Below are 10,000 nucleotides of genomic sequence, written 5' to 3' on the forward strand. Positions count from 1 at the left end.
GTCCTGACGGAAAATCTGTCGGGCACGTCGGAAATCACCGCCCTGCTGAAGCCCTATGGCGTGACGGCCGCCCGCTTCTTCACCAATGGCGTGGACAGCGAAACGACCGGTATTGATCTGGTGGCCAATTATCGCCTGCCGACCGACCATTACGGCCGCTTCAACTTCAACCTCGCCTGGAACACCGGCAATACCGAAATCACCCGCCTGCCGGGCGCCAATACGGTGTCGAGCCTGCAAAATCCGCCGGTGCTGTTCGCCCGCATCCGTCAGTACATCCTCACCAACTCGACGCCTGAGAACAAGGGCAGCGCTACGGTGGACTGGAAGGGCGGCAAGTGGAGCGTCAACGGTCGCGCCACCTATTATGGCGACGTGATCGACGCGGCGGCGACCTTCCCCAGCGACATCCACACCGGCGAAAAGACCCTGCTCGACCTGTCGGCCAGCTACAAGCTGACGGACAAGACCTCGGTCACCTTCGGCGCGGACAATGTCTTCGACGTCTATCCGGACAAGACCATCGCTTCGCTGCAAGGGTCGCAGGGTGCGCTGGCCTTCTCGCGCTTCTCGCCGTTCGGCTTCAATGGCCGCTATCTGTATGCGCGCGTAACGCACAACTGGTAAGCGAAAACCGCAACCTCTCCAGACCCCGCAGAGCGATCCGCGGGGTTTTTTGCAGCCCGCCTGCCAAGAAAGAGGGACTTGCGGTCTGCCAACTTCGTGGCATCATCGCGCCATGACAAAGCGCCTGATGACCTTCGCCCGCATGTTCGTTCTGACCGCCGCCGCGGCGGCCCTGACCGCCTGTGGTGGCGGAGGCGGCGGAGGTGGCGGCGGTTCGACCGCAACGGGATCGAGCGGTGGCGGAAGCAGCGGCGGCGGCGGCGTCGCAGGCTGGGTCAGCGGCGTGTTTCAGGCCGCCAGCACCTTCAAGGACAAGTGCGAAACCGTGCGCAGCGGCGTCGATATCGAAGGCAACCGCTTCCCGGACAAGGCCGGCACGGCGCTCGACGAAAAGAACTGGCTGCGCTCCTGGACGCGCGAAACCTACCTGTGGAACACGGAGGTTACCGACACCGATCCGGCCAGCGGCGGCACGCGGACGCAGTATTTTGCAGGCCTGAAGACCTTTAGCAAAACCGCCTCAGGCAAGGACAAGGACAATTTCCATTTCAGCGAGCCGACAACGGAGTATCTGGCGCGGCGCAATGCGGCGGCCACCGCCAGCTACGGGATGGAACTGACGGCCTATTCGACCACCACACCGCGCGATTTCCGCGTCGTCTATACCGAGCCGGGCTCGCCCGCCGCCGGTGTGGTGCCGCGTGGGGCGCGCATCCTGACGGTCAACGGCATCGACCTCGTCAATGACAATACGCAGGCGGGTGTTAATGCACTGAATGCCGGGCTTTTCCCAACGGCGACCGGGACCTCCACGACCTTCGGGCTGCGTCTGGTCGATGGGTCTACAAAGACCGTGACCCTGACCTCGGCCAATGTCAGCCCCAAACCGGTCAACAAGACGAGCATCCTGACGGATGGTTCCTCGAAAATCGGCTATATTCTGTTCAACACCTTCAGCCCCTATTCCAGCGAAACCGAGATCGTTTCGGCCATGCGCGACATGCAGACCGCCGGGGTCAGCGACCTGATCCTCGATCTGCGCTATAATGGTGGGGGGCTGCTGGCGGTGGCGTCGCAGCTCAGCTACATGATCGCCGGCAATACGCGCACCGCCAACCGCACCTTTGAAACGCTGAAATTCAACGCAGCCGCCGGTAACACCAACCCGGTAACAGGTCAGGCCAACAATCCCGTCCCCTTCTATAATCAGGGGCTCGGATTCACCGTCACGGCGGGGACGTCTCTGCCGACGCTTAACCTGTCGCGCGTCTATGTGCTGGCCACCGAAGACACGTGCAGTGCCTCGGAAGCGGTGATTAACGGTCTGCGCGGCGTCGGCGTCGAAGTCGTCCTGATCGGCGGCAAGACCTGCGGCAAACCCTATGGCTTCTACCCGCAGGACAATTGCGGTGAGACCTACTACACCATTCAGTTTCAGGGCGTGAACGATCTCGGCTTTGGTGACTATGCCGACGGCTTCGTGCCGAACAACACCACCTCGACCACGGGCGTCAAACTGCCCGGCTGCGTCGCCAGCGATGACCTGAGCAAGGAGCTGGGTCTGGCGACCGAGGGGCTGGTCAGCACGGCGCTCAGTTATCGCCGCACCAGTTCGTGCCCGGCCTCGGCCACCGCCTTCGCGGCCGCCAGTTCGGCGGTCCAGTCGGCGGGCCCGGTCAGCGGCGGCTCAGGCCCGGCCATAGTCCCGCCCAAATGGATCATGGACGTCAACCGCGACATGACCCTGCCGGGAGGTCGCTGATGCGCGGGCTCCTCCCTGCCGGTCTGTTGTGTGCGCTGGGGCTGGTCGGCTGTCAGACAATGGCGGCCGGAAAGGCCGTACCGGCCAGCGTCGATATGAGCGATCCGCAAACCGTCAGCCGTCTCAAGGCCGCTCTGGCCCCGGTCATCGGTCGGGCTAATATCGAGTTCGGCCCCTCTGCTGCGGCTCAGACGACCCTGCTCGGTGTCCTGCCACCGCCTCTGGGGCCGCTGGAAACCCATTCCACCGCCGTGCCGACGATCTTCGATGTGGTGCTTAAGGACGGTAAGTGTCTGGCCGTGCGGCACGATACGGAGGTCGAAACCGAGCTGAAGGGCGTCACCTGCCGCCCGGTGAACAACCGTTAATTATTCAGCTATCCCTGTCGTGATGATAACAGCCTTGGGCGGATTGGCCAGCCAAACAATCAGACCCTCACGATACACCGGGTAGCAATTGCGCCGTCCAAGCATACCGTAAGTCACGTACAAAGCCTTCTCCCCCAGCGATACACTGTATGCGCCGGTCTCTTGTCTATAACTCAAAGCCCGGACGAGATAAGGTCGAAGACCGTGCGTATCGGGCGGGTTTTGCGTGGTAAGTTGGCGGGCTTCTTCGGGTGTCAGTGAAATAACAGTTTTAGCCCCCAAACGAGAGGTCACCTCTGACATATGATCGGGGCTTACTTCTGCAAACACCACTTCGGCAGTATTCGATTCGTAACCACCAATGTCTGTATTGCCAAAGTCTGTGTACCATTCGTCGCGCGTTGCATGACAATCGGATAATGCTGAACAGCCAGAGGCAATCACAGACGTAGCAGTGATTACTGCGATCCTTAGAAAATTATGTTTTTTCATAACACCCCCTAATCAGAAGATCACCATACATCAACACTCTGAAGAATGCATCTATCCCCATTATTCACAGGCTGTGAATCGGAGTTAAGTGGACAGCCGCCTTTGCGCCGCATAGGGGCAGCGACAGCCCGTCCCTGACCTGCTTAAACACCGCTATGAACACCACCCTGCTCGACGCCCCCCTGCCGGTTTCGGCTGACACGCCCCAAGCCCTGCCGCACAATCTCGAAGCCGAACAGGCCCTGCTCGGCACGCTCATGTTCGACAACGGGGCCTATGAGCGCCTGTATGATGGTCTGAGTGCCCGGCATTTCTATGAGCCGTTTCACCAGAAGCTGTTTGCCACCATCGAAGAACAGATCCGTATCGGGCATCTGGCCGAACCCATCGTCCTGCTCGACAAGTTCAAGACGGATCAGGCCTTCAACGATCTAGGCGGCATCCGCTACCTGGCCGATCTGGTCGATCGCGCCCCGCCCTCGGCCAATGCCTCGGACTATGCGCGCGTCATCTACGATCTGGCGCTGCGCCGCGACCTGATCCGTCTGGGCGGCGAAATCGCCCGTTCGGCCACGCAGGAAGGCAATGGCCGCGAGCAGATCGAGCGCGCCGAAGCCCAGCTTTATGAAATGGCTGAAAAGGGCACCTCTTCGACCGGCTTCAAGACCTTCTCCGAAGCCGTCACCGGGGCCATTTCCAATGCCGAAGAGGCCTTCCACCGCGACGGTGGCCTGTCGGGTCTGGCCACCCGCCTCGACGACCTCGACCGGCAGATCGGTGGTTTGCATAAGTCGGACCTGCTGATCCTCGCCGGGCGTCCGTCGATGGGGAAGACGGCACTGGCCACCAATATCGCCATGAACGTGGCTAAGAAATACCGCTTCGAGATTCAACCCGACGGCACGCGCAAGACGGTCGATGGCGGCGTGGTGGCCTTCTACTCGCTCGAAATGTCCGCCGACCAGTTGGCGACCCGTCTGCTGGCCGATGCCTCCGGCGTCTCCTCCGACCGCCTGCGTAAGGGCGAAATCGACGCCGTGGAATTCGGGCGGCTCAAGGACGCGGCGATGGAGATCGCCTCCTACCCGCTGTATATCGACGATACCGGCGGCCTCAGCCTCGCCAAACTGACGGCGCGCGCGCGCCGCCTGAAGCGCACCGCCGGCCTTGACCTCATCGTGGTGGACTACCTGCAACTGGTCACGACGGGCGACAGCAATATGAACCGCGTGCAGGAAATCTCGACCATCACCATGGGTCTGAAATCGCTGGCCAAGGAGCTTCAGGTGCCGGTCATTGCCCTGTCGCAGCTCTCGCGTCAGGTCGAAAGCCGCGACGACAAGCGCCCGCAACTGTCGGACCTGCGCGAATCCGGCTCGATCGAACAGGACGCCGATATCGTCATGTTCGTCTATCGCGAAAGCTACTATCTGGGCCGCGCCGAACCGAAGGAGGGCACGCCCGAGCACCTGCAATGGCAGGAAGATATGGACAAGCTGCGCGGCACCGCCGAAGTCATCATCGGCAAACAGCGTCACGGCCCCATCGGCACGGTACGCCTGTCGTTCGACGAAAACGTCACGCGGTTTGGCAATCTGGCGCGTCAGGACCGGTATAGCGGCTACGAATAGCAGAGTGGCGATTTCCTCCACAGATGGCCACAAAGGTATTTGGGAACCACAGATTACACAGATTTCACAGATTGGCGCTTCGCGCCTTTTAGCCTTCACCGCTCTGGGCGCCCGCTTGACACACCAAAATCTGTGAAATCTGTGTAATCTGTGGTTTGAACTTCACTTTACCAGAGCCACACGCTGAGGCTACCCGCGTGCCTCTGTGGAGAACCGCCCCCAGATAAAAGTTCGCAATTTGTTCTGGATTTCTGCAGCCGCTCGGGCTATCGGTTGCGCAGCATAAACCCCGTTGCGCGAGCGAATCATGTCCAAGGCTCAGGCCGTCTTTGTCTGTCAGTCCTGCGGGATGACCCACACCAAATGGGCAGGTCAGTGTTCGGGGTGCCTGAGTTGGAACACTCTGGTGCAGGAGAGTTTTTCCGCGCCGCCGGGCAGTCTGAAACCCGAGACTTCACCGTCAAAAATATCAAGGCTTTCAAAGCTGAACTTTGAAACTCTTGATGCGCCCGACGAGGCCCCGCAGCGCATGGTGACGGGCATAGAGGAGTTCGACCGGGTGTGCGGCGGCGGCATTGTGCCGGGCTCGGCCATCCTGCTGGCCGGCGATCCGGGCGTTGGCAAATCGACCCTGTTGTTGCAGGTCACCGCCCATGCGGCGCTGCGTGGCCTGAAGGTCGCTTATATTTCGGGCGAAGAGGCCGTTGAGCAGGTGCGTGGGCGCGCCTCGCGCATGGGGGTCAGCAAGGCCCCGGTCGATCTGGCCGCTGAAACCTCGCTGCGCACCATTCTCGATGCGCTGAAACGCGATACCTACGACCTCGTCATCATCGATTCCATCCAGACCCTGTGGTCGGACGCCATCGACGCGGCGCAGGGCTCAGTGTCCCAGGTGCGGGCCTGCGCTGGTGAACTGGTGCGTCTGGCCAAGAAGAACCGCATCGCCATGATTCTTGTCGGCCATGTCACCAAGGAAGGCCAGATCGCCGGGCCGCGCGTCGTCGAACACATGGTCGATGCCGTGCTGTCGTTTGAGGGCGAGCGCGGCTATCCGTTCCGTATCCTGCGCGGTTCCAAAAACCGCTTCGGGGCGACCGATGAGATCGGCGTGTTTGAAATGGGCGATGGCGGTTTGCGCGAAGTACCCAACCCCTCCGCCCTGTTCCTCGGCGACAATGATGAGCGCTCATCGGGTTCGGCGGTGTTCGCGGGTATCGAAGGCTCGCGTCCGGTACTGGTCGAAATTCAGGCGCTGGTGGCCCCCTCAGCCCTGGGCACGCCGCGGCGCGCCGTGGTGGGCTGGGATTCCGGGCGGCTGGCCATGATTCTGGCCGTTTTGGAATCGCGCTGCGGCTTGGGCTTCGGCGGTAAGGACGTCTATCTCAATGTGGCCGGCGGGCTGAAGATCAACGAACCCGCCGCTGATTTGGCCGCCGCCATGGCGCTGGTCTCGGCCCTGCTCGATCAACCCTTGCCGAAAGCGTCGGTCATCTTCGGGGAAATCAGCCTGTCGGGCGAGGTGCGCGGCGTGTCGCGCATGGAAGCGCGCATGAAAGAGGCGCTGAAACTGGGCTTTTCCAACGCCATCGCCCCCGTCGCGGCTCAGGACAATGCGCCGTTCGAGGTCAAGACCTACTCGCATCTGGTCAATGCCATGAGCGCCTTTGACCTCCGAAGTTAGAGCCTTCGTCGGCTCAGTTGAGCCGCCGCATGGCTCTAATTTTTTGTAACACCTCATGTATTTCCGAAAAGTGGTGTCCACTTTTGGCTTCGCCGAACTTCGTTTCGGCATGAGGTTTAAATCAGGGCTATCGCTTTTTTATAAAAAAGGCCAGAATGGTTAACGACCATCCGTAACATCGGTACTGGTTTAGAGCGCATTCCGAAAAGTGTGCAACGGTTTTCGGAATCAAATGCGCGACAAAGCAAAAGATTAGAGCGGATTTCGATTCCACCTGAACGAAATCCGCTCTAAAGCCATTGTGAGGGGACGCACATGCAGGGCTACGATCTGATTTTTCTGGGTATATTGCTGTTTTCCTGCCTGTCGGGTTTTACGCGCGGCGCGACACGCGAAATCGTCGGCACGGCCTCCTTTATTCTGGCTATACTGATCGCCATCTGGCTGGCACCGTGGCTGCAAAAGACCTTTAATCTGGGTGAGATGTTCGCGCTGGTGGTGATCATCGTGGTGTTTATCTCTGCCTATTTTGGCGTCCGGGCGCTGGGCAACTCACTGTCGGAAAAGGTCAACAAGCAGCAGATGATGGGCTATGCCGACCGCACCCTTGGGGTGGCGTTTGGCGTATTGCGCGCCCTGGCCATTCTGGGCTTTATCCATTTGCTTTTTTCGGTCGTACTGCCTAAAGGAAAGCCCGACTGGTTCACCGAAGCCAAGGTCTATCCTTTGAGCGTTCAGTGCGCCAGGGCCATCGTGTCGGTAGCGCCTTCCTGGGCGAAATATGCCGACAGCGTGGCGTCGCCCAACCAATAGGTGATATGGGACTGCGGGGCGTAACCGGGGCTTCCATTTCTCCTTATACCGACTATATGGAGGCAGCCCCTCCCCTGTCTCGCGTCAGGCCTTCACCGGCCACAAAGGTATCGCCATGCTGACCTCGCCCTCGGAACTGTCGGATAGCTTCGTTTCACGCGATCCCGACGACGACAGCCTGCGCCTTGAATGCGGCGTGTTCGGCATCTACGGCATGGAGGACGCTTCGGCGGTCACCGCGCTGGGGCTGCACGCCCTGCAACACCGCGGACAGGAAGCCTGCGGTATCGCCTCGTGCGACGGCCGCCGTTTCTACACCGAACGCTCGCACGGTCTGGTCAGCGACGTCTTCACCGATGCCGACCTGATCAAGCGCCTGCAAGGCCACGCCTCTATCGGTCATACGCGCTATTCCACCGCCGGCGGATCGCACCTGCGCAATGTGCAGCCCATGTTCGCTGATCTCGATTCGGGCGGCATCGCCATTGCGCACAATGGTAACCTGACCAACTTCATGTTTCTGCGCACCAAGCTGGTGGCCGAAGGCGCTATCTTCCAGTCCACCTCGGACTCCGAAGTCATCCTGCACCTGATCGCGCGCTCGCGCAGCATCAAGATCATTGACCGCTTCATTGACACCCTGCGCGATATCGAAGGCGGCTATGCGCTGGTCGCCATTACGCGCAAGGGCATGATCGGGGCGCGCGACCCACTGGGTATCCGCCCGCTGGTGATCGGCAAGCTGGGCCACGCCTATGTGCTGGCTTCGGAAACCTGCGCGCTGGACATGATCGGCGCGGTTTTCGTGCGCGATGTCGAGCACGGCGAAGTGGTGCAGATCGACGAAGAGGGCCTGAAATCGTTCAAGCCGTTTGAGCGCAAAGCCGCCCGCCCCTGTCTGTTTGAATACGTTTATTTCGCGCGACCGGATTCGGTTGTGAATGGCAAGTCGATCTACGAGGTGCGCAAGGCGATGGGCCGTCAACTGGCCATCGAGCACCCTGCCGATGCCGATATCGTCGTACCGGTGCCGGATTCGGGTGTACCCGCGTCGCTGGGCTTTTCCGAAGAATCGGGCCTGCCGTTCGAACTGGGCATTATCCGCAACCACTATGTCGGCCGCACCTTCATTCAGCCCACCCAGAACATCCGCGATCTGGGGGTGCGAAAGAAGCATTCGCCCAACCGCGTGGTACTGGAAGGCAAGAAGGTCATCCTGATCGACGATTCCATCGTGCGCGGCACCACCTCGGTGAAGATTGTGCGCATGGTGCGTGCCGCCGGGGCCAAGGAGGTCCACCTGCGCTCGGCCTCGCCCCCTATCCTGTGGCCCGACTATTACGGTATCGACATGCCGGATCGCGCCAAGCTGCTGGCGGCGCAACATTCCATCGAGGAAATGCGCCAGATGCTGGAATGCGATAGTCTGGGCTTCCTCTCGGTCGATGGCCTTTATAAGGCGATGGGCCACGACGGCCGCAACAATGATCAGCCGCAATATACCGACCACTATTTTACCGGCGACTATCCGACCCGTCTGACGGACAAAGAAATCGCCGCCGAGGCCGAAGCCAGCGGTCAGCAATTGTCGCTTCTGGCCAATACCCACTAAAAATAAAAAGGACAGGGCGATGAAGACGGGGGCGATGACCGATACCCTTTTGCAGGGGCGTATCGCCCTGATCACCGGCGCGTCGCGCGGCATTGGCCGGGCGACGGCGCTGGGTCTGGCGCGCGCCGGGGCGCACGTGATCGCCTGTGCCCGCACGACCGGCGCGCTCGAAGAACTGGATGATCAGATCTTTGCCGAAACCGGCCGCCACGCCACCCTGATCCCGTTTGATCTCGCCGACGGGGCCGCGCTGGAGCGCATCGGCGGGGCGATCTATGAACGCTTCAAGAAACTCGACATCTTTGTCCATGCGGCGGCCACTCTGGGGTCGCTGACCCCCGTTTCGCACTATGAGCCCAAGGATTTTAACCGCGTCATCACGCTGAACCTCAACGCCACCTACCGTCTGATCCGTCAGCTTGAGCCGGTGATGAAGCTGTCGGATGCGGCGCGCGCCATCTTCGTGTCGTCGGGCGCGGCCTCAAACCCGCGCGCCTTCTGGGGGGCCTATGCCGCCTCAAAAGCCGGGATGGAGGCGCTGGTGCGCACCTGGGCCGACGAGATGGAAGTCACCTCCATCCGCTGCGCCCTTGTCAATCCGGGGGCCATGCGCACGCGGATGCGCGCCGAGGCATTTCCGGGCGAAGACCCCGAAACCCTGCCCTTGCCCGAAGAGATCATCCCGCTGATGGTCGAGCTGGCGCGCGCCGACCGCGTCCCGCCGCTGGAGACGATCGCGTTCCGGGAATGGGCTCATTCCGGCCACGCATAACCGGTCAAGATTTTTCCAGAAAAACAAAGGTTTCCGGTTCACTTTTTGCGGGATTCGGGTCAAATAAACGCATGACCCAGGCCATGCTCACGACCAACCTCACCTTCCCCAAACCCGACAGCGCCGCGCTTCTGGACGAACTGTCGCAGTATGTCATCGCCGAGCCCTATCCGTTCGTCGTCGATCTGGAAGCGTCGCGCGGTCTGGAGCTGGCGACCGTCGATGGCGACCGCATCACCGAC

The 10,000-nt window shown here is 60.9% G+C and carries 9 protein-coding genes; 8 read left to right on the forward strand and 1 reads right to left on the reverse strand.

Annotated features, from left to right (window positions below):
* The 3 genes from LDL37_RS00230 to LDL37_RS00240 all read left to right on the forward strand — a co-directional run.
* Positions 1–627, forward strand: a 627-nt coding sequence (locus LDL37_RS00230; protein ID WP_290792674.1) for a TonB-dependent receptor, incomplete at its 5' end; no start/stop codon positions are given.
* Positions 628–754: 127 nt separating this feature from the next.
* Complete coding sequence (locus LDL37_RS00235; RefSeq protein WP_290792676.1) at positions 755–2,389, forward strand: S41 family peptidase; 1,635 nt, start codon at positions 755–757, stop codon at positions 2,387–2,389.
* Entirely contained in the window at positions 2,389–2,757 is a 369-nt protein-coding gene (locus LDL37_RS00240; RefSeq protein ID WP_290792678.1) for a hypothetical protein, read from the forward strand. The genes LDL37_RS00235 and LDL37_RS00240 overlap by 1 nt, the downstream gene beginning before the upstream one ends.
* Here LDL37_RS00240 and LDL37_RS00245 read toward each other — a convergent pair whose 3' ends face one another.
* Positions 2,758–3,249 (reverse strand): hypothetical protein, encoded by a 492-nt coding sequence (locus tag LDL37_RS00245; RefSeq protein ID WP_290792680.1) that lies wholly within the window; start codon positions 3,247–3,249, stop codon positions 2,758–2,760.
* A 155-nt stretch (positions 3,250–3,404) separates the two neighbouring features.
* Between LDL37_RS00245 and LDL37_RS00250 the strand changes: the two genes are divergently transcribed.
* The 5 genes from LDL37_RS00250 to LDL37_RS00270 all read left to right on the forward strand — a co-directional run bounded on the left by LDL37_RS00250 (position 3,405) and on the right by LDL37_RS00270 (position 9,758).
* The gene (locus LDL37_RS00250; RefSeq protein ID WP_290792684.1) at positions 3,405–4,880 is read left to right on the forward strand and encodes a replicative DNA helicase; all 1,476 of its coding nucleotides are present in this window, start codon (positions 3,405–3,407) and stop codon (positions 4,878–4,880) included.
* Between the two features lie 307 nt (positions 4,881–5,187).
* Entirely contained in the window at positions 5,188–6,561 is a 1,374-nt protein-coding gene (gene radA, locus LDL37_RS00255; RefSeq protein ID WP_290792686.1) for a DNA repair protein RadA, read from the forward strand.
* 315 nt (positions 6,562–6,876) lie between these two features.
* On the forward strand, positions 6,877–7,374 hold the full coding sequence (locus tag LDL37_RS00260; protein WP_290792688.1) for a CvpA family protein: 498 nt from the start codon (positions 6,877–6,879) through the stop codon (positions 7,372–7,374).
* Between the two features lie 115 nt (positions 7,375–7,489).
* Positions 7,490–8,986: an amidophosphoribosyltransferase gene (purF, locus tag LDL37_RS00265; protein ID WP_290792690.1), complete on the forward strand. Its 1,497-nt coding sequence runs from the start codon at positions 7,490–7,492 to the stop codon at positions 8,984–8,986.
* Between the two features lie 34 nt (positions 8,987–9,020).
* Positions 9,021–9,758 carry an SDR family NAD(P)-dependent oxidoreductase gene (locus LDL37_RS00270; RefSeq protein WP_126423672.1) on the forward strand — a complete coding sequence of 246 codons (738 nt, stop codon included), beginning with the start codon at positions 9,021–9,023 and terminating at the stop codon, positions 9,756–9,758.
* The last annotated feature ends 242 nt before the right edge of the window (positions 9,759–10,000 follow it).

The organism is Asticcacaulis sp., assembly GCF_020217185.1.
In the GTDB taxonomy this organism is placed as follows: Bacteria; Pseudomonadota; Alphaproteobacteria; order Caulobacterales; family Caulobacteraceae; genus Asticcacaulis.

What these genes read in the sequence shown, in the direction of transcription:
- LDL37_RS00235 (WP_290792676.1), top strand. Translation starts at nt 755, where the DNA reads ATGACCTTCGCCCGCATGTTCGTTCTGACCGCCGCCGCGGCGGCCCTG.
- LDL37_RS00240 (WP_290792678.1), top strand. Translation starts at nt 2,389, where the DNA reads ATGCGCGGGCTCCTCCCTGCCGGTCTGTTGTGTGCGCTGGGGCTGGTC.
- LDL37_RS00245 (WP_290792680.1), bottom strand. Translation starts at nt 3,249, where the DNA reads ATGAAAAAACATAATTTTCTAAGGATCGCAGTAATCACTGCTACGTCT.
- LDL37_RS00250 (WP_290792684.1), top strand. Translation starts at nt 3,405, where the DNA reads ATGAACACCACCCTGCTCGACGCCCCCCTGCCGGTTTCGGCTGACACG.
- radA (WP_290792686.1), top strand. Translation starts at nt 5,188, where the DNA reads ATGTCCAAGGCTCAGGCCGTCTTTGTCTGTCAGTCCTGCGGGATGACC.
- LDL37_RS00260 (WP_290792688.1), top strand. Translation starts at nt 6,877, where the DNA reads ATGCAGGGCTACGATCTGATTTTTCTGGGTATATTGCTGTTTTCCTGC.
- purF (WP_290792690.1), top strand. Translation starts at nt 7,490, where the DNA reads ATGCTGACCTCGCCCTCGGAACTGTCGGATAGCTTCGTTTCACGCGAT.
- LDL37_RS00270 (WP_126423672.1), top strand. Translation starts at nt 9,021, where the DNA reads ATGACCGATACCCTTTTGCAGGGGCGTATCGCCCTGATCACCGGCGCG.